The organism is Erythrobacter colymbi (assembly GCF_002155685.1).
Lineage (GTDB): Bacteria > Pseudomonadota > Alphaproteobacteria > Sphingomonadales > Sphingomonadaceae > Erythrobacter > Erythrobacter colymbi.
The window spans coordinates 62,448-81,760 of the sequence record NZ_MUYK01000001.1 but is presented as its reverse complement, the minus strand read 5'-3'; the positions used below and the strand labels follow the sequence as shown (position 1 = coordinate 81,760).

Here is a 19,313-nt window from a genome sequence, read left to right as displayed (position 1 = left end):
TTTGACGCTTTCGACCCGTTAGTCCAATTTTTCTTTATACTCAATGACCTCTTGCTTGGCCTCAGCGACTGCAGCTTTACTGAACCGAAATGAAAAGTAGATCACGACAACCGAGATAACGGCTGCAAATCCAGCAATCAAAAGTTCAAACCAGCTGGTCTGTCGGTCGATCAGATCGGCGTGAATTTGCGCGATGTCCCGCTGGTACCGTGCGTCGGCCAGTTCCTTCTCCAGTCGCTCCAACCTTTGCTCTGTTGTCGCAGACGGCTGGCTGTTTTGCTGTTCGGCAGCAGGCTTCCGACCCGGTAACGGCTCGCCCTTAACCGCTGCAAAAGCAGGCATTCCGGCGGCCAACAGGATAAAAGCGAAGGTCTGAAAGATGCGCCCCATGGCGGGAAAGATTGCACGCTAACCTGGTATAAGAAAGACCTTTCTGCCCCGCCCCCTCACGCAAGGCGCGCCGGTATCTCCGGATCGGCGGTGTCGAGCAGCGGGATGCTGCCCTCGGGCAAGCCCGCATAGGCGCTGGCCCAATGCGCCACCCAGGCCGGATCGCGCACCTTGGCGGGGTGGTAGCCCGGCATCAGCGAGCGCAGCATCGCGGGCGAGGCGTGGATCAGGAAGCGCGCGACCATCGCCCACAGCCGCAGGCGGCTCGCCGGATTGCGCCACAGCCCGTCGCGCTTCAGCATCGCGGCATAGCCCTTGCGGCTGGCGAGCGCGACATGCACCGTCCCGCACACCAGCCCCCATGCGCGGCCGCGCCAGTCGCCGTAGAGGTGGTTGTAGAGATCCCAGGCGACATTCTTGTGCTCGGTCTCCTCGACCATGTGCCACAGCACCAGCGAGGCGATCGCGCTGTCGGCGCCCGCGAACAGCTGGCGGCGCGAACGGATCAGCCATTCGGTGATGCCCATCGTCATGGTCTCGAACCCGGCGGTATAGGCCAGCCGCCACTTCAGACTGCGCTTCTGGAAGCGGCGGTAATCGGCCTCCATCGCGGCCTCGACCTGCTCAAGCTCGGGGTAGTGGCGCTTCAATATCTCGTTGTAGCGGCGGTGACTCTGGAAGTGGACGCCCTCCTGCCCGATGAAGCCGTGGACGTCGGCCTTGAGGGCGGGATCGTCGACCTGCTTCAGCGCCTCGGTGACGGTCCTGATCAGGAAGGGCTCGAGATAGGGCATGGCGAGCGAGGCGCCGTTGACCATGTGGCTCCATTCGGGCCGCTGCGTGTGCCAGACCGGGGCGATGCCCTCGTCGAAGGCGAAGGGGATGCGGCGCACGAGGATCGGCGCGGTCATTGCCCGCTCCCGTGGCGGTGATGCTGCCAGGCGCCCCACAGCAGCAGGGCGACCGCGAGATGCACGCCGATCATCGCGGGCCATCCAGCGAGGAAGATGATGTTGTTGATGGTGACGTCGCCCGCGAACGGCCCACCGCCGAACTCCAGCCCGCGGGTGCCGAACAGGGCGTTGGCGATGGCGGGCAGGGTGAACAGCCAGCCGAAAGCGAGCGCCGCCCAGAACAGCACGCCCTGCGCCCGGTCGCCCAGCCTCAGATATCCGCCCGCCGCACCGATGGCGATCAGCATGGTGCCGTTGGTGATGCCTTCGAGGTGCGCCATGTTCCACGCGCGCCGGTCACCCGGGATCGCCACGGGCACGTCGGTGACGAAGGGCCACAGGTCGATCGCGCCCAGCGTGAAGAAGAAATAGAGCCAACCCGCCAGCACGGCGGTGGCGATCAGGCCGATCCCGTTGAAGACCAGCAGGGCGCGCCTGCGCTCGGTCAGCATATGCCCCTCCCCTTGCGGCCCGGTCGTGATGCGCCGGGCCTTGGCGGGGACGATAGGCCATCGGCGGACGTGTGGCCAGAGGCGGGGGGCCTGTCAGGTCTCGCGCGTTGCGGCGGGCAGGCACAGGGCGAGCAGCAGCGTCGCCAGCACGCCGGTGCCGCCTGCGAGCGGGAGCTCGCCAAAGACCTTGCTGCCCGCAGCGATGGTCGCGCCATTGGCCAGCATCGCGAGGCCTCCGACGAGCGCGGTCGCGCCGCCCAGCAGCTTGCCGCCCTGCGACACGCGCGCAAGGCCCGTCAGCAGCGCCGCCAGCCCCAGCAGCAGCTTGGCGGCGTTATAGACCAGGAAGGCGAAGGCGACGACCGCACCCGCCAGCGGGGCGAGCGCCGGATCGGCCTTGGCGGCATCGCCGAAGGGGAAGAACAGCGTCAGCCCGACGCCCACCTGCACGAGGTTGAGCACCGCGGCAAAGGCGATGGCGGCGAAGGCCAGGCCAAGCCGCCCGCCGCGCGCCATCGCCGAGGCGGCCAGTGCGGCGAGCAGCGGGAACAGCACGCCCTCGGTGCCCCACAGCAGCTGGCGCGGCACATCCAGCTTGGCGACATAGAGCGCGGTGTAGACGCTCTGGGTGATGGTGGCGACGATCAGCAGCGCGGCGATCGCGCGGATGGTGCGGGCTTGCGTGAATTCCATGAGAGACCCCGTTCGGCAGAAAGCGTGACCGCTCCGGTTCGCTGCCACGCCGTGCGAGGTTACAGGGCCCTGCCCGCGCATCCTTTCGCAAAACCCGCCTGATCGGCCCGCGGCGCGCCAATTGCGTCGCTTGGGCTTTCGGCTAGGCTCGCGCAGGACCCGCGGATTCGCGGGGGAACAAGGGGGATTGCCGCAAGTGAGCGCAGCCGGGGGCAGGCAGGCCGGAGAGGTTCTGGCTCAGGTCGAGGCCTTCGCCGGTCTCCCCGAAGCCGCGCGCGCGGCGCTCGCGGCGAGTGCGCATCTGGTGAGCGTGCGCGGCGGCGAGCTGCTGGTGCGGCGCGGCGAGGAGGCCGACACGCTCTACATCGTCGCCACCGGGCGCTTCCACGTGCTGATCGCGGCGGCCGACGCGGGCGAGCGCGTGGTGGCCGAGATCGAGGCGGGCGAACCGGTGGGCGAACTCGCCTTCTTCGCCGGGGGCACCCGAACCGCCGATGTCCGCGCGGCGCGCGACAGCACGGTCTATGCCCTCACCCGCGAGAGCTGGCGTGCGGTCACCGACAGCCACCGCGAGGTCGCCGATGCGATCCTCGCCGAGATCGCCCGGCGGCTGGCGCGCACCACTGCGCAGTCCGCCGCGCTGGCAGCAAAGCCCGGGCGGGTCGTGGCGCTGCTGCCTGCCGGGGCGAGCGCCATTCCCGATGGCCTCCCGCAGCGCCTCGCCGCAGAGCTCGCCCGCTATGAAGCCGTGCGCCTGATCGTCCCCGCCGATGCGCCCGCGGGGCTCGACTTCGCGGGCGAGGCCTTCGGCGGCTGGATCGCGCAGCTCGAAGCCTCCGGCGCGCGGATCCTGCTGCTCGGCGGCGCGGACGAGGCTTGGAACCGCGCCATCGCCCGCAATGCCGACGATCTGCTGCTCATCGCCCCGCTGGCGGGCGGCGAGGCGGCGCTCTCTCCGCTCGAGGACTATGCCCCCCCCCGCTTCCGCCCGGACGACCGCACGCTGGTGCTGTGGCGCGAGCGCGAGAACGCGGCGATCAGCGGCTCGGGCCGGTGGCTCGATGCGCGCGGGGTCAAGCTCCACCACCACATCGCATTGGATGCCCCCGCGAGCCTCGCCCGCGTCGCGCGGTTCATCGCGGGGCGCGCCAATGGCGTGGTGCTGGCGGGCGGCGGCGCGCTCGGCTGCGCGCATATCGGCGTGATGCAGGCGCTGATCGAGGAAGGCGTACCGATCGATTTCTACGGCGGCACCAGCGCGGGCGCGGCGATGGCCGGCGCGCTCGCCAAGGGCCTCACTGCGCAGGAAACGCTCGTGCAATTGCAGGAGATGTTCATCACCCAGCGCGCGATGCGGCGGGTGACGATCCCGGTGCACTCGCTGCTCGATCCGCGGGTGTTCGATGCGCAACTGAGGATGCGCTACGGCGAGACCGACATTGCCGACCTGCCGTTCAATTACTTCGCGGTCTCGACCAATCTTTCGACCAACCGCGTCCATGTCCACCGCCGCGGGGCGCTGTGGGAGGCGGTGCGCGCCTCGGGCAGCCTGCCGACGATCCTCCCGCCTTTCGTCACGCCCGAGGGCGATGTGCTGATCGACGGCGGCGTGCTCGACAATGTGCCGGTGGAGATCATGCGCGCGGCGAAAGCAGGGCCCAACGTGGTGGTCGCGCTCCACGCCAATGCCGGGGCGGCATGGCGGATCGAGGCGCGCTATGGCGATGTGCGCACGCCGTGGGAGCTGTTTCGCGACCTTGTGCTGCGCCGCAAGCCCGCGCGGCCCTTCCCCAGCCTCGTCGAGATCATGAGCCGCGCGATGGTGGTCGGCTCGGAAGCGGGTGTCGGCGGCGCGCTTGCCAAGGCCGATGCGCTGTTGATCCCGCCGATCCCGGAAGGGATGCAGATCCTCGACTGGCATCTGGGCGCGAGCGTCGCCGAAGCCGCGCGCCAGCACACCATCGCAGCGATTGCCGCGCGGCCCGAGCTCGCCGCGATGAAGGCGCGCTAGCGGCTAGGCGACCCCGCCCGCAGCCTGCCAGTCGGCAATCGCATCGAGCGGGAACAGCAGCATGATGACATTGAGCGTCAGGTTGTCGCGCACCACATAGCCCGCCAACAGCTCGCCGATGATCGCCAGCGTCACCGTCACCCGCACCGGCAGGCGCAGGGCGAGCCAGAAGCCTAAGCTCATCCAGCCGATATCGGCGGCAGAGTTCAGCACGCTATCGCCTGAATAGCCGAAATTGGCGGTCACCGCGCGGAAGCGGTTGATGACCATCGGGGTGTTTTCCAGCACCTCCCACGCCGCCTCGAGCAGCACCGCGAGCGGGAAGCCCCAGCGCACACCGTTCGCCCCGCCCAGACCGCGCTTCACGAACAGCCACCAGCCCAGGGCGTAGAAGATCATGCCGTGGATGATGTGGCTCGGCGTGTACCAGTCGGCGATGTGCTGGCTGTTGCCGGCATCGTTGATCTGCCCGTGCCACAGGCTGACATAGCCGCATTCGCAGATCGGCGTGCGGCCCATGGCGAGCAGGATGGCGACGGTGACAATCGTGATGCCGAGCGCGACGAGGATCGTGCGCCGGTCGGGGATGAGGGCGCCAGCGCTCATTCAATCACCCGGCCGCGCACCATCACGAAATCGACCTTCTCGAGCACGGTCACGTCCTTGAGCGGATCGCCGCTCACCGCGATGATGTCGGCCGAATAGCCCGGCGCGAGGCGGCCGATCTGGCTTTCCATGCCGAGCACCTTGGCAGCGCCGGTGGTGGCGCTGGCGAGCACTTCGCGGTCGGTCATGCCCTGCTTGCGCATCAGGCCCAGCTCCTCGGCATTGCGGCCGTGCTGGTAGACGCCCGCATCGGTGCCGAAGACGACCGTGACGCCGTACTGCCGCGCGCGGGAAACGAGCGAGTTCATCAGCGGCTGCACTGCGCGGATCTTGGCCTCGACCACGGGGGTATAGACGCCCTTGCCCAGCCCCTCGCTGACGCCCTCCAGCGCCATCAGCGTCGGCACCAGCACCACGCCCTTCTCGCGCATCACCTTGGCGGCGGCTTCATCGAGATAGGTGCCGTGCTCGATCGAATCGATCCCGGCCCGTGCCGCCTGCTCGATCCCGCGTGCGCCGTGGGCGTGGGCCATGACCTTGAGGCCGAGCGAATGCGCGGTGTCGGCGATCGCCTTCATCTCGTCGAAGGTGAAATGCGCCTCGAGCCCGCGGCCTTGCTGGCTCAGCACACCGCCGGTCGCGGTGATCTTGATGACGTCCGAGCCGTTCTGGCTGGCGAGGCGCACCTTGGCCGCACATTCGACCACGCCGGTGCAGTTGAAGCCGGTGTCGAGCAGCGCATTCACCTCGGGGGTGAAGCCGTTGGTATCGCCGTGCCCGCCGATGATCGAGAGCGCAGGGCCGGCGGCGACGATGCGCGGGCCGGGGATCAGGCCCTCCGCGGTGCCGCGGCGCAGCGAGAAGGCGGTCTCCTGCCCGCTTCCCGCTTCGCGCACGGTGGTGAAGCCCGCAAGCGCGGTGATGCGCGCGTTCTTGGCGCCGACGACCACGCCCCATTCCTCGGGCTCGACCGCTTCCTTCCAGAAGTCCCCGCCCGGATCGCCGGTGAGGTGGGTGTGGAGATCGATCAGGCCGGGCAGCACGGTCTTGCCCTTGAGGTCGATCTCGCGGTCGGCCTTTACGCTGTGGCCGGGGGTGATCGAGACGATCTTGCCGTCCTCGACAAGGATCGTCGCCGGGCCGCTCGCCTCGGCGGCGGCATCGGTGATGACGCTCCCGGCGCGGATCGCGACGGTCTCGGCCAGCGCCGGCGCGGCGGCGAGCAGCGTGGCGGCCAGAGCGGTGCCGGCGGCCAGCGCCTTGCGGATCGTATTCATGCGGTCTCTCCCCTTGGGTCTCGGCCTAGCGTGATGGCGCGAGGAGGGACCCAAGGCAAGAGTGCGCGCCCTCAGAAGGTGTAGGCGACCCCGAGACCGAGGATGAACTGGTTCGCGTCGCCCCTGACCGAGGTGTAGGGCGTGTCGGCGCTATCGCCGATCAGCCGCGAATAGCCGCCCACGCCGTTAAGGCTCCACCCGCCGTTCAGCGGATTGCGGTCGAGATCATAGGCGAGGATCGCGGTGGTGCCGACGCGGTTCAATCCCCCGTCGGCGCGGTATTGCGCGAGGCCCGTCGCGGCGGCCTGCGCGGGGCTGACGGTGAAGTAGTAATCGGCAAAGCTGTCGTCGACGAACTCGGCGCTTGCCTGGGCTTGCAGCGTGAAGCCCTTGCCCAGCAGCGCGCGATAGCTGACCTGCGGCTCGATCACCCAGCCGCCATGCGCGCCCAGCACGTCGCGGCGCGCCTGCACGCCGATGCCGAGCTGGTCGAAAGGCTTGACCACGTTGGGGATGTTGACCGCGAGATTGCCGCCCACCTCGAGCGCTGCATCGAGCTTGCCCGCGCGCGCGACCACCTCGTCGGAGATGCGGTTGTTGCGATCGTTGCGGAAGCGGAAGGCCGGGCCAAAGGCGATGCGCGCGCCCTTCCTCGGCCCCATCGCGGGCTTGGGCGAATTGAGGTCGAGCACGAAGCCCGGGCCATTGGGTGCGATCCCCACCCCGCCGACGCGGCCCGCGATCAGCGGCAGGGGGAAGGCGATGTAATCGTCGGAGCCCGCATAGCTCGGCACCATCCCGACCCCGAGGCCGATGGTTGCCCAGGTCTTGTCGAACACCGGCTTGGCGAAAGCGAAGGGCGGCGGCGCGGCAGGGGCGGGCGCGGCGGGCTGGGCTTCCTCGGCGGCAACGACGGCCTCGGCCTCGGCCTCGGCTTCAGCCTCCCCGGCAAAGGCAGGCGCGGCGACAAGACCGGTGGCGAGCGCCAGCGGAGCGACAAGGGTGCGGGGGTTCATGGGGTGCGATCCTCGGGCAAGTGAATTCGGGGGCGAAACGCAGGGCCGCTCTAATGTTTCCGCGTAATGTTGCAACATCGCAATCGTGGCATTCGATTGCCCATCGGGCACACCTGCCCTAGGGCGGGGGACGATGGTCGATTCCCCGCAAAGCCCCGGCACCCCTGACGCTGCCCCGCATGACGTCGTGATCGTCGGCGGCGGACTGGCAGGCGGGCTGATCGCGCTGGCGCTCCATCGCCATGCGCCGGATTGCCGCTTCGTGGTGATCGAGGCGGGGCGGACACTTGGCGGGCACCACCGCTGGAGCTGGTTCGAAACCGACATTCCCGAACGCGAACGCGCGCTGATGGCAGGCTTTGCCCTCAACGGCTGGGACGAGGGCTATGACATCACCTTCCCCGCCTATGGCCGCACCCTGCCGACCTCCTACCGCTCGCTCGCCAGCGCCGAGTTCCACCGCGCGCTGGTCGCCGAGCTTCCGGCGGAGCGCGTCATGCTGGAGACCAAGGCCGCCAGCCTCGATGCGGACGGCGTCACGCTCTCGGACGGCACCCGCGTCGCGGCAAAGCGCGTGATCGATTGCCGCCCGTTCAAGTCTTCCAAGGCGCTCGCCGGGGGCTGGCAGGTGTTCCTCGGCCAGCACTTCAAGTGCGCCAAGCCGCACGGCCTCACCCGCCCCGTCATCATGGATGCGAGCGTCGATCAGGTGGCTCCTCACGGCAATGGCGAGGCCTACCGCTTCGTCTATGTCCTGCCGCTCAGCGAAGACGAGGTGTTCATCGAGGACACCTATTATGCCGACCAGCCGAAGATGGACGCCGACATTCTCAAGGGCCGGGTCGCCGAATATGCCCACCGCAACGGGTGGCAGGGCGAAGTGATCGATCAGGAGGCGGGAATCCTGCCCGTGATCTCTGGCGGAGACTTCGCTGCCGCCACCGCCGAGGTCGCGATCCCCGGCGTCGCGCTGGCGGGCGCGCGCGGGGGCTTCTCGCATCCGCTGACCAGCTACACCCTGCCCTTCGCGGTCGACAATGCGCTCGCCATCGCGCGCCTGATCGCGCGCCGCCCGCAGCTGACGGGCGCAGAGCTCGCCGCCTTCTGCGCGCGCCGTGCCAAGCGCCACTGGCGCGCCACCGCCTATTACCGGATGCTCAGCCGCATGCTGTTCGAGGCCGCGGAACCGGGCAAGCGCGTGGTCGTTTTCGAACACTTCTACGCACTGAAAGGCAATCTCGTGGAGCGCTTCTACGCCGGCCGCTCGACCTGGCCCGACCGGCTGCGCATCCTGACGGGCAAGCCGCCCGTAGCTATCCCCCGCGCCATCCGCGCGCTGTTTTCCTCAGGCAAGCCTCTCAACATGGAGACCCCGGCATGAACGCCGATGCGAAGCTCAACCTTACGCCCGGCAAGGGCGTGAACCCTGCCATCGCGCAGCGCTACGAAGGCCGCACCGCCTGCGTGATCGGCGCTGGCTTCGGCGGCCTCGCGCTGGCGATCCGGCTGCAATCGGCCGGCATCGCGACCACGGTGATCGAAAGCCGCGACAAGCCGGGCGGGCGCGCCTATTTCTGGGAGCAGGACGGCTTCACCTTCGACGCCGGGCCGACGGTCATTACCGATCCCGATTGCCTCAAGGAACTCTGGGGCCTCACCGGCCACGACATCGCCGATGATGTCGAGCTGATGAAGGTCATGCCCTTCTACCGCCTCAACTGGCCCGATGGCACCAACTTCGACTATTCGAACGACGAGGCGCAGCTCAACGCCGAGATCGCCAAGCTCAACCCCGCCGATGTCGCGGGCTATGCGCGCTTCCTCGAATATTCCGAGCGGGTTTACAAGGAAGGCTACCTCAAGCTCGGGACCAAGCCGTTCCTCGATTTCAAGTCGATGCTCAAGGCCGCCCCTGCGCTGATCAAGGAACAGGCGTGGCGTTCTGTTTATTCGATGGTCTCGAGCTATGTCGAGAACGAGAAGCTGCGCGAGGCGCTGAGCTTCCACACGCTGCTGGTCGGCGGCAACCCGATGAACACCTCCTCGATCTACGCCCTGATCCACAAGTTGGAAAAGGACGGCGGCGTGTGGTGGGCGCGCGGCGGCACCAACCGCCTGATCGCGGGGATGGTGCGCCACTTCGAGCGCCTGGGCGGCAAGGTCCGCATCGGCGATCCGGTGATGCAGGTCCACACGCTCGGCACCAAGGCTACCGAGGTCGAGACCAAGAGCGGCTTCCGCCAGCGCTTCGACGCCGTCGCCAGCAACGCCGACATCATGCATTCCTACAAGGACCTGATGTCGCAGAGCGCGCGCGGCAAGCAGATGGCCAAGAGCCTCGGCCGCAAGAGCTTCTCGCCCAGCCTCTTTGTGGTGCACTTCGGGCTGGAGGGCACCTGGCCCGGCATCCCGCACCACATGATCCTGTTCGCCAAGCGCTACAAGGGCCTGCTCGACGACATCTACAAGAACGGCGTGGTGCCCGAGGACTTCGCGATCTACCTCCACCACCCCACCGTCAGCGACCCGAGCATGGCGCCCGAGGGCAAGAGCACCTTCTACGCGCTCGTCCCCGTCAGCCACATGGGCAAGATGCCGCTCGACTGGGACCAGGTCGGCCCGCGTCTCGAAAAGATGATCCTCGACGAGCTGGAACGGCGCCTGATCCCCGACATCCACTCGCGGATCGTCACCAAGTTCAGCTACGCACCCAAGGACTTCAAGCAGGACCTCAACGCCCATATGGGCAGCGCCTTCAGCCTCGAGCCGGTGCTGTGGCAGAGCGCCTGGCTGCGCGGCCACAACCGCGACGACGTGATCGACAATTACTACCTCGTCGGCGCGGGCACGCACCCGGGCGCAGGGATTCCCGGCGTGGTCGGCAGCGCGAAGGCGACCGCGGGGCTGATGCTGGAGGACTTGGCGGTACGGTAATCCTCCCCTTCAGGGGAGGGGGACCACCGAAGGTGGTGGAGGGGCGAGCTATGATCAGAGGCCAGAAGGACACCGTCAAACTCGCCCGCAAGCTCCGCGCTGAAATGACCCCGCCAGAAATCGCCCTTTGGCAAGCCTTGCGTACGCGCCCGGGCGGCCACAAGTTCCGCCGACAGCACCCTGCCGGGATCTACGTACTCGATTTCTTCTGCTCCAAGGCGCGACTGGCGATCGAAGTGGATGGCAGAGCGCACGACAGTGCCCCGGTGATCGCCAAGGACGCCGCCCGCTCGCAGTTCCTTCGGGACAACGGAATTGCCACCACGCGCATTCCGGCGAAACTTGTGCTTGAAGATATCGAGGCTGTGGTTAGGCGGCTGGTGCAAATCTGCGATGAAAGAATGAAGACGATGGCCTGCTCGCCCCTCCACCATGCTCCGCATGGTCCCCCTCTCCTTGCAGGGGAGGATCAAGCATGAAACGCCTCGCTGTCTATTGCGGCTCGGCCTCGCCCGAGGATCCGCGTTACATCCAGCTCGCCCATGATGTCGGCGCGGAGCTTGCCCGCCGGGGCATCGGCCTCGTCTATGGCGGGGGCAAGCTTGGCCTGATGGGCGCGGTCGCCAAGGGTGCCAAGGACAATGGCGGCGAGGTGATCGGCATCATCCCCGAGCATCTGGTGAAGGCCGAAGTCGCCAACCACGATTGCGACGAACTCGTCACCGTCTCGGGCATGCACGAGCGCAAGCAGCGCTTCACCGACCTGTCGGACGGCTTCGTCACCATCCCCGGCGGGGTGGGCACGATGGACGAGCTGTGGGAGGCGATGAGCTGGTCGCAGCTGGGCTACCACTCCAAGCCCGTGGGCCTGCTCAATGCTTTCGGCTTCTACGACCACCTGCTCGCCTTCAACGCCAAGATGGCCGAGGTCGGCTTCGTGCGCCCTGCGCACCAGAACATCCTGATCGCGGCCGAGACCTGCCCCGATCTCTTGGAGAAGATGGCCGCCTATGTGCCCCACACCCCGATCTTCCGCATGAAGGCCGAGGAGCTGTAGGCACGCGCATGGCGGTCGATGCAGCCACCCGCGCCGCGCTGGTCGAGCATGCGCGGCTGACGATCAAGCACGGCTCGCAGAGCTTCTCGGCGGCCGCGCGGCTGTTCGACAAGGAGACCCGCGAGCGCGCCTGGCTGCTCTACGCCTGGTGCCGCCGCGCCGACGACATCGCCGACAACCAGGAACTGGGCGGCGAACTGGGCGACCAGAGCGATCTCGCCGACCGCCTCGCCCACATCCGCCGCCTCACCGCCCTCGCCTTCGAAGGCCAGCCGACGGGCGATCCGGCCTTCGACGCGCTCGGCGTGGTCGCGGCCGAAGTCGGCCTCACCCCGCAGATGGCCGAGGACGTAATCGCCGGATTCCAATTGGACGCCGAAGACTGGCGCCCGCGCACCGAGGCCGACATGCTGCGCTACTGCTACCATGTCGCGGGGGCGGTCGGCGTGATGATGGCGGTGGTGATGGGCGTCTCGCCGCAGGATCAGGAGACGCTCGACCGCGCGAACGATCTCGGCCTCGCCTTCCAGCTTTCCAACATCGCCCGCGACATCGTCGAGGATGACGCGGCCGGGCGCTGCTATCTGCCGGTCGAGTGGCTGGTCGAGCAGGACATCGAGCCCGGCCAGCACACCAAGCCGCATCACCGCAAGGAACTCGCCGAAATGGCCGCACGGCTGGTGGCTCTGGTGGAGAAGCACGAGGCGGCGGCGCGGGTGGGCGCGGCCAAGCTCCCCTTCCGCAGCCGCTGGGCGGTGCTCTCGGCCGCGCGCATCTACGGCGCGATCGGCCGCAAGGTCCGCGCCCGCGGGCCCGAGGCGTGGAACAGCCGCACCTATGTGCCCCGCGGCGAGAAGGCGCTCTACGGCGTGCGGGCGTTCCTTTCGGCTGTGCTCAACCGCGAGAAGATGCCCGAGGGCGGGATCCACTGGGGCATCGCGGATTACCGGCCTAAGGGCTAAACCTCGTCAATGCGAGGAGCCGAAGGCGACGCGGCAATCCACGACATTGCGGTCGTGCGGGACGCGAGGTTAGTCGATGGATTGCTTCGCCTGCGGCTCGCAATGACGAAGAATGTGGGCTAGCGAGGCGGTATGAAAATCCTTCTCACAGCCGCCGCCTCCCTCGCCGCCGCGCCGCTCGCCGCACAGGACACCGCCAAGGAACAGGCCGACGTCATCGCCGCCGCCGAGGCGTTCTTCACCGCGCTCGCCAGTCCCGACAAGACCGCGCTCGCCGCGACGATGGACCCGGCCGGCATGATCTACATCCACGACCGGATGGACCCCGCCGCGCCCGAGGTGATCGTCGTTCCGGTCGCGCAGCACCTTCAGAACTGGCTCAAGTCCCCGCCCGGATTGTGGGAGGGGATGGTCTACTCAACCGTGCTGGTCGATGGCGACATGGCGCAGGTGTGGGGGCCGTATCGCTTCATGGCGGGGGGCAAGACCACGCATTGCGGGATCGACTCGCTCAGCCTCGTGAAGCGCGAGGGTGTGTGGAAAGTCGCCAACACCAGCTTCACGATGGAGCCCGCCAGCGAATGCGAGCGCCTCGGCGCGCCGGAGGCACCGGCACAATGATCACCAAGCTCCTGATCGCCAACCGCGGCGAGATCGCCTGCCGGATCATGCGCACCGCGCGCGCGATGGGCGTGGCGACGGTCGCGGTCTATTCCGACGCCGACGCCAAGGCGCTGCATGTGCGCAGCGCCGACGAGGCGGTGCACATCGGCCCCTCGCCCGCGGCCGAAAGCTATCTGGTGGGCGCGAAGATCATCGCGGCAGCCAAGCAGACCGGGGCGGATGCGATCCACCCCGGTTACGGCTTCCTCTCGGAGAACGCCGACTTCGCACAGGCCGTGCTGGATGCAGGCCTGATCTGGGTCGGCCCCAAGCCCTCGAGCATCCGCGCGATGGGTCTGAAGGACGCGGCCAAGCAGCTGATGCGCGCGGCGGGCGTGCCGGTGACGCCGGGCTATGACGGTTCGGACCAGTCGGTCGAGCGCCTCACCAAGGAGGCCGGGGCGATCGGCTACCCCGTGCTTATCAAGGCCGTCGCGGGCGGCGGCGGCAAGGGGATGCGCAAGGTCGATGCGCCCGAGGATTTCGTGGCTGCTCTGGAATCCTGCCGCCGCGAGGCCAAGGCCAGCTTCGGCAATGATGAGGTGCTGCTGGAAAAGTGGATCACCTCGCCACGCCATATCGAGGTACAGGTCTTCGGCGACAGCCACGGCAACGTCGTCCACCTGTTCGAGCGCGACTGCTCATTGCAGCGGCGCCACCAGAAGGTGATCGAGGAAGCCCCCGCCCCCGGCATGGACGAAGCGACCCGCGAAGCGATCTGCGCCGCCGCCGTGCGCGCGGCCAAGGCGGTCGATTACGAGGGCGCAGGCACGATCGAATTCATCGCCGATGCCAGCGAGGGCCTGCGCGCCGACCGCATCTTCTTCATGGAGATGAACACCCGGCTTCAGGTGGAGCACCCCGTCACCGAGGAGATCACCGGAGTCGATCTGGTCGAATGGCAACTGCGCGTCGCGAGCGGAGAGCCGATCCCGCTCAAGCAGGAAGACCTCAAGATCAACGGCCACGCGATCGAGGCGCGGCTCTATGCGGAGGACCCGGCGAAGGGGTTCTTGCCGAGCACGGGGCGGTTGGAGTGGCTGGACCTCAATCAAGACCACCTCGATCTCTGGCCCGATGCAAAGATCAGGATCGAAACGGGTGTCGAGCAAGGTGACACCGTCTCGCCCTTCTACGATCCGATGATCGCAAAGCTGGTGGCGCATGGCAGCACGCGTGAAATCGCTATCGAGAATTTGGCTTCACTGACGCGGCTGACCGAAATCTGGCCGGTTCGTTCGAACGCCCCGTTCCTCGGCAACGCGCTTGAGCATGACGATTTCTATGACGCCAAGCTCACGACATCCTTCATTCAGGACAATGAGGATGCCCTCATTCCGAAGATGGAGCCTGCGGATGCCCATTGGGAAATGGCTGCGCGGCTTTATCTCGACGGAGTTGACGACACGGAACGCGAAGGGATGGGAACGGGCCTGCGGTTAAACGCGCCGTCGCGTGAGACCGTGGTTCTCTACCACGGCTCGGAAAGCAAGCTGATTGATCGCAAGAGTTTCAAGCGTGACAACGCAGTTCTGCATTACGTCACCGGTGAGACTGTCGCCATATTTGACGAGGGCCTCTACTTCGAATTTCGGAAGGATATTCGAGGGTCGGGAGCAGCCTCCGCCGCCGACGGCGCCATCATCGCTCCAATGCCGGGCAAGGTCATCGCGGTCGATGTCGCCGAGGGGCAGACGGTCACCGCCGGGCAGCGGCTCATGGTGCTCGAGGCGATGAAGATGGAACACGCTCTTGCCGCGCCCTTCGACGGGGTGGTCGAGGGGCTGGCCGTCAGCGCGGGCGGGCAGGTGCAGGTCGAGGCGGTGCTGTGCCGGGTGGTGCCTGCTTCGGAATAACCCGTCACCCCAGCGAAAGCTGGGGCCTAGGGCAGCAAGCGCAGCACCACGAGGCCCTAGGTCCCAGCTTCCGCTGGGATGACGATAGGGGTCACCCTCTTTTCGTCATTGCGAGCGTGAGCGAAGCAATCCATCACCTGACCTCACTACAGGGCGCACCGTCCGGAGATGGATTGCCGCGTCGCCTGCGGCGCCTCGCAATGACGAGGGTTGGGGAGAGGGAATGACCTGGGCCAAGGAACTCGAAGAACTGCGCCGCCGCGAGGCGCTGGCCGAGCAGATGGGCGGCGCGGACAAGGTGGCGCGCCAGCATGGGCGGGGTAAGATGGATGCCCGCGCGCGGCTCGCGGCGCTGGTGGACGAGGGCTCCTTCCGCGAGATCGGCAAGATCGCAGGCAGCGCCAAGTATGACGCCAACGGTGATCTGCAAGGCGTCACCCCCGCCCCCTTCCTCTTCGGCAAGGCGCTGATCAATGGCCGCCCCGTGGTCGCGACCGCCGACGATTTCACCATCCGCGGCGGCGCGGCGGACGCGGGGATCGCGCGCAAGATGGTGCAGGCCGAGATGATGGCGCACCAGCTCAAGATGCCCATCGTCCGCATGATCGACGGGACGGGCGGCGGCGGCTCGGTCAAGACGCTCGAGCAGATCGGCGCGACCTATATCCCCGCGGTGCCCGGCTGGGGCGAAGTGGTGACCAATCTCGACACCGTGCCGGTGGTGGCGCTAGCGCTTGGCCCCACGGCAGGTCTCGGCGCGGCGCGGACGGTCGCGAGCCACTATTCGGTCATGGTGAAGGGCCTCTCGCAGATCTTCGCGGCGGGGCCTGCGGTGGTCGACGGGCTGGGGGACGCCTACAAGGGCGGCGCGGCCAATCATGAGGAGGCCAAGGAGGCCCTCGGCGGCAGCGCGATCCACACCCGCAACGGCGTGGTCGATGACGAGGTCGCCAGCGAAGCCGAGGCCTTCGCCCGGGCGCGGCATTTCCTGAGCTTCATGCCCGAATATGTCGGCCAGCCCGCCCGCCGCATCGAAACCGGCGACCCTGCCGACCGGCGCGAGGAAGCACTGCTCTCCCTCGTCCCGCGCGAGGAGAAGCAGGTCTATTCGATGCGCCGCTGTCTCGATCATGTCTTCGACCACGGCACCGTGTTCGAGATCGGCAAGCACTGGGGCCGCGCGGCGATCACCGCATTGGCGCGGCTCGATGGCTGGCCGGTCTTCGTCATCGCCTCCGACCCCAGCTACCTCGGCGGATCGTGGGAGGCCAAGACGTCCGAGAAGGTCGAGCGGTTCGTAAGGCTCGCCGACCAGTTCCGCCTGCCGATCGTCCACCTCGTCGACAACCCCGGCTTCATGATCGGGCGCGAGGCGGAAATGGCGGGGACGATCCGCTACGGCGTCAATGCGATGAACGCGATCTACCGGGCGACGGTGCCGCTCGCCAGCGTCGTCCTGCGCCGGGCCTATGGTATCGCCGGGAGCGCCATGAGCAATGCCGAGCGGTATCAATACCGCTATTGCTGGCCGAGCGGCGACTGGGGCTCGCTCCCAATCGCGGGCGGCTTGGAAGTCGCCTACAAGTCGGAGTTGGAAGCCGCAGACGATCCCGAAGCGCTGCTGGAAGAAATCCGCGCAAGGCTGGCGAAGGTAACCTCGCCCTTCCGCAGCGCCGAGCGCTTCAATGTCGAGGACATCATCGACCCGCGCGATACGCGACCACTGCTATGCGAGTTCGCGGGGCTGGCGTGGCGGAGGCTTGGGGTGGACGCCTAGACTTCGTCATTGCGAGCCGCCGGCGAAGCAATTCATGAACCGATGGTGCGGCCGGGTGACGGCGGACGATGGATTGCCGCGTCGCATCGCTCCTCGCAATGACGAGCAAGGGGCTTAGCGCGAAAGCTCCGCATCCGACGGACCGAACAGCTTGCCCTTCTCGCTCCACAGCACCAGAGCAAGGCAGGCAAGGCCGCTTGCCAGCAGCGCGAGCGCCAGCGGGCGCGCGGTGCCGTCGAAGGCGTAGCCGATCGCCCCGCCCAGCAGCGAGGCCATGGTCATGCGCACGAAGCCGTGCGCGCTGCTTGCCGCACCGGCGGTCTCGAAGAAGGGGTTCATCGCGATCGCGCCGAAATTGCTGCCGATGAAGCCGAGCAGCGCCATGTTGATCGCCATCAGGGGCACGAACTGCCACAGGCTCTCTTCGGGCTGGAAGGCGAACATCACCTGTGCCGCGCTCACGGCGATGAAACCGAACAGAGCGGTGTGGCTCACCCGCCGCGCGCCGAACCGCTCGACGATGCGCGAGTTCGACCAGCTGGCCAGCGCCATCGATCCGGCGCAGATCGCGAAGACCTTGGGGAAGATGTCGCCCGCGCCGAAGGTCTCGGTGATGAGCTGCTGCGAGGAATTGATGAAGCCGAACAGCGCGCCGAACACCAATGCGGAACCGATCACGTAGCCGAAGGTGCTCGGCAGAGTGAGCGCGCGGCCCATGTTGCGGGCGATGCGGCGCACCTCGATCGGCTGGCGGTTCGCCTCGGTCAGGCTTTCAGGCAGGCGGATGAAGACCCAGGTGCCCATCAGCAGGCCGAGACCCACCATCGCGGCGAAGATCGCGCGCCAGCTGCCGAAGGTCTGGAGGATGCCCTCGCCGATGGTGGGCGCAATCGCGGGGACCATCAGGAAGATCACGAAGATGAGGCTCATCATCCGCGCCATCTTGTCGCCGCCCACGCGGTCGCGGATGATCGCGGGCGGCAGGGCGACGATCCCGGCGGCGAAGAAGCCCTGCACCGCGCGCACCGCGATCAGCGCGTCATAGCTCGGCGCGAGCGCGCAGAGCAGCGAGAGGACGATGTAGATCGCGACCGAGCCCAGCAGGATCGGCCGCCGTCCGAAGCGGTCGGCCAGCGCGCCCGGCACCAGCGAGCCGATGCCGCCGGTGAGCAGGAACACGCCGATCACGAACTGCCGGTCGTTGCCCGGCACCGCAAGATCGGCGGCGAGCGAATCGAGCGCGGGGAGAATCGCGTCGATCCCGAAGGCATTGAGCGCCATCAGCATCGCCATCATCCACATCAGCTCGCGCTCACCCAGCGCCTTGCGGGCGGACGGATTCGCGGCAGGAGGGGAGGCGAGAGAGGTTGCCATCGCGGGCCCCTTGCCCATCGGCTCGCCGGAAGACCACTGTTCTTTTCGCATCTGCACAAAATGGCATCTGGAGTGAATGGTTCCAGCAACAGTTCCTTCAGGCGATGCAAGGTTCTATTTGCAAGGCATGAGTGATCGGGCTCCGTCAGATACCGGCGATGATGCGCGCGCGGGCGAGCTGGGGCTGCGCAAGATCATCCATGTCGACATGGATGCCTTCTTCGCCAGCGTCGAACAGCGCGACAATCCGGAATTGAAGGGCAAGCCCGTCGCGGTCGGCGGAGCGGGCGGGCGCGGGGTGGTCGCGGCGGCGAGCTACGAGGCGCGCAAGTTTGGGGTGAGGAGCGCCATGCCCTCGGTCACGGCGCAGCGCCTGTGCCCCGAGCTGATCTTCGTGCGCCCGCGCTTCGATGCCTACAAGGAGGCGAGCCGCCAGATCCGCCGGGTGTTCGAGCACTACACCCCGGTGATCGAGCCGCTGAGCCTCGACGAAGCCTATCTCGACGTCACCGACGACCGCCTCGGCATCGGCAGCGCGACCCGGATCGCCGAGCTGATCCGGCAGGAAATCCGCGCCAAGACCCGGCTGACCGCGAGCGCGGGGGTGAGCTACAACAAGTTCCTCGCCAAGCTCGCGAGCGACCAGAACAAGCCCGATGGCCTGTGCGTGATCCGCCCGGGCGAGGGGGCGCAGTTCGTCGCGGGGCTGCCGATCCGGCGGTTCCACGGGGTCGGCCCCAAGGCCGAGGAGCGGATGCAGAAGCTCGGCATCGCGACCGGCGCGGACCTCGCAGCCAAGGACATCGCCTTCCTGCGCCAGCATTTCGGCAGCATGGCGGACTACCTGTTCCGCGCGGCGAGAGGCATCGACCTGCGCCCGGTCGCCGCGCATCGCATCCGTAAATCGGTCGGCGGAGAGCGGACGTTCTCGGAGGACATCGGCAGCGGCGCCGCCTTGCGCGAGACGCTCGAGAACATCATCGCCATCGTGTGGGAGCGCATCGAGGCGGCGCAGGCGCGGGGGCGGACGGTGACGCTCAAGATGAAGTTCACCGATTTCCAGATCATGACCCGCGCGACCTCGCTGCCGGATTACGTGAACGGGCGCGAGGAGTTCGCCCGGCTCGCCCGCGCGCTACTGGAGGCCGAGTTACCCTTGCGCGGGCCGATCCGGCTGATGGGGCTGACGCTGTCGGGGCTGGAGGGCGCGGAGGACGACAAGCCGGCCAGGGATGAAGCGCAGCTTCGGCTGCTGTGAGCCCGGTTTCGCCCTCCTCTTTAGAGGAGGGTCG

The 19,313-nt window shown here is 67.6% G+C and carries 18 protein-coding genes; 10 read left to right on the top strand and 8 right to left on the bottom strand.

The annotated features are described in order from the left end of the window. Positions 1–18: 18 nt before the first annotated feature. The 4 genes from BZF57_RS00370 to BZF57_RS00355 form a co-directional block, all read right to left on the bottom strand. A complete protein-coding gene (locus tag BZF57_RS00370; RefSeq protein WP_086733455.1) occupies positions 19–390 on the bottom strand; it encodes a hypothetical protein in 372 nt (123 codons plus the stop codon). Positions 391–446: 56 nt separating this feature from the next. Next, on the bottom strand, positions 447–1,301 hold the full coding sequence (locus tag BZF57_RS00365; RefSeq protein WP_162290927.1) for a metal-dependent hydrolase: 855 nt from the start codon (positions 1,299–1,301) through the stop codon (positions 447–449). Beyond that, on the bottom strand, positions 1,298–1,795 hold the full coding sequence (locus BZF57_RS00360) for a styrene oxide isomerase (protein ID WP_206073170.1): 498 nt from the start codon (positions 1,793–1,795) through the stop codon (positions 1,298–1,300). The genes BZF57_RS00365 and BZF57_RS00360 overlap by 4 nt, the downstream gene beginning before the upstream one ends. A gap of 93 nt (positions 1,796–1,888) precedes the next feature. Beyond that, positions 1,889–2,488 (bottom strand): thiamine biosynthesis protein ThiC, encoded by a 600-nt coding sequence (locus tag BZF57_RS00355; protein WP_086733451.1) that lies wholly within the window; start codon positions 2,486–2,488, stop codon positions 1,889–1,891. A 196-nt stretch (positions 2,489–2,684) separates the two neighbouring features. Here BZF57_RS00355 and BZF57_RS00350 point away from each other — a divergent pair, with 196 nt between their 5' ends. Continuing rightward, positions 2,685–4,499 (top strand): patatin-like phospholipase family protein, encoded by a 1,815-nt coding sequence (locus BZF57_RS00350; protein WP_143738267.1) that lies wholly within the window; start codon positions 2,685–2,687, stop codon positions 4,497–4,499. A 3-nt stretch (positions 4,500–4,502) separates the two neighbouring features. On the opposite strand, the gene BZF57_RS00345 is transcribed toward BZF57_RS00350, so the two are convergent. The 3 genes from BZF57_RS00345 to BZF57_RS00335 form a co-directional block, all read right to left on the bottom strand. Beyond that, entirely contained in the window at positions 4,503–5,105 is a 603-nt protein-coding gene (locus tag BZF57_RS00345; protein ID WP_086733447.1) for a DUF2585 family protein, read from the bottom strand. Further along, positions 5,102–6,382, bottom strand: a complete 1,281-nt coding sequence (locus BZF57_RS00340; protein WP_086733445.1) for a metal-dependent hydrolase family protein — start codon at positions 6,380–6,382, stop codon at positions 5,102–5,104. Before BZF57_RS00340 ends, BZF57_RS00345 begins: the two co-directional genes overlap by 4 nt. A 71-nt stretch (positions 6,383–6,453) precedes the next feature. Beyond that, positions 6,454–7,398, bottom strand: a complete 945-nt coding sequence (locus BZF57_RS00335) for a MipA/OmpV family protein (RefSeq protein WP_162290926.1) — start codon at positions 7,396–7,398, stop codon at positions 6,454–6,456. A gap of 133 nt (positions 7,399–7,531) precedes the next feature. Here BZF57_RS00335 and crtY point away from each other — a divergent pair, with 133 nt between their 5' ends. The 8 genes from crtY (at position 7,532) to BZF57_RS00295 (ending at position 16,647) form a co-directional block, all read left to right on the top strand. Further along, the gene (crtY, locus tag BZF57_RS00330) at positions 7,532–8,779 is read left to right on the top strand and encodes a lycopene beta-cyclase CrtY (protein WP_086733441.1); all 1,248 of its coding nucleotides are present in this window, start codon (positions 7,532–7,534) and stop codon (positions 8,777–8,779) included. Next, positions 8,776–10,332: a phytoene desaturase gene (locus tag BZF57_RS00325; RefSeq protein WP_240505798.1), complete on the top strand. Its 1,557-nt coding sequence runs from the start codon at positions 8,776–8,778 to the stop codon at positions 10,330–10,332. Before crtY ends, BZF57_RS00325 begins: the two co-directional genes overlap by 4 nt. A 50-nt stretch (positions 10,333–10,382) precedes the next feature. Further along, entirely contained in the window at positions 10,383–10,811 is a 429-nt protein-coding gene (locus BZF57_RS00320; RefSeq protein WP_086733439.1) for an endonuclease domain-containing protein, read from the top strand. Next, on the top strand, positions 10,808–11,389 hold the full coding sequence (locus tag BZF57_RS00315) for an LOG family protein (RefSeq protein WP_086733437.1): 582 nt from the start codon (positions 10,808–10,810) through the stop codon (positions 11,387–11,389). Before BZF57_RS00320 ends, BZF57_RS00315 begins: the two co-directional genes overlap by 4 nt. Before the next feature lie 8 nt (positions 11,390–11,397). Further along, positions 11,398–12,351 (top strand): phytoene/squalene synthase family protein, encoded by a 954-nt coding sequence (locus tag BZF57_RS00310; RefSeq protein WP_086733436.1) that lies wholly within the window; start codon positions 11,398–11,400, stop codon positions 12,349–12,351. Between the two features lie 132 nt (positions 12,352–12,483). Then, positions 12,484–12,972: a nuclear transport factor 2 family protein gene (locus BZF57_RS00305; RefSeq protein WP_086733434.1), complete on the top strand. Its 489-nt coding sequence runs from the start codon at positions 12,484–12,486 to the stop codon at positions 12,970–12,972. Beyond that, positions 12,969–14,870 (top strand): acetyl/propionyl/methylcrotonyl-CoA carboxylase subunit alpha, encoded by a 1,902-nt coding sequence (locus BZF57_RS00300; protein WP_086733432.1) that lies wholly within the window; start codon positions 12,969–12,971, stop codon positions 14,868–14,870. Before BZF57_RS00305 ends, BZF57_RS00300 begins: the two co-directional genes overlap by 4 nt. 223 nt (positions 14,871–15,093) lie before the next feature. Further along, complete coding sequence (locus BZF57_RS00295) at positions 15,094–16,647, top strand: acyl-CoA carboxylase subunit beta (protein WP_086733430.1); 1,554 nt, start codon at positions 15,094–15,096, stop codon at positions 16,645–16,647. Between the two features lie 114 nt (positions 16,648–16,761). Here BZF57_RS00295 and BZF57_RS00290 read toward each other — a convergent pair whose 3' ends face one another. Next, on the bottom strand, positions 16,762–18,021 hold the full coding sequence (locus BZF57_RS00290) for a multidrug effflux MFS transporter (RefSeq protein ID WP_240505797.1): 1,260 nt from the start codon (positions 18,019–18,021) through the stop codon (positions 16,762–16,764). A gap of 127 nt (positions 18,022–18,148) precedes the next feature. Here BZF57_RS00290 and dinB point away from each other — a divergent pair, with 127 nt between their 5' ends. Then, a complete protein-coding gene (dinB, locus tag BZF57_RS00285; protein WP_086733426.1) occupies positions 18,149–19,279 on the top strand; it encodes a DNA polymerase IV in 1,131 nt (376 codons plus the stop codon). The last annotated feature ends 34 nt before the right edge of the window (positions 19,280–19,313 follow it).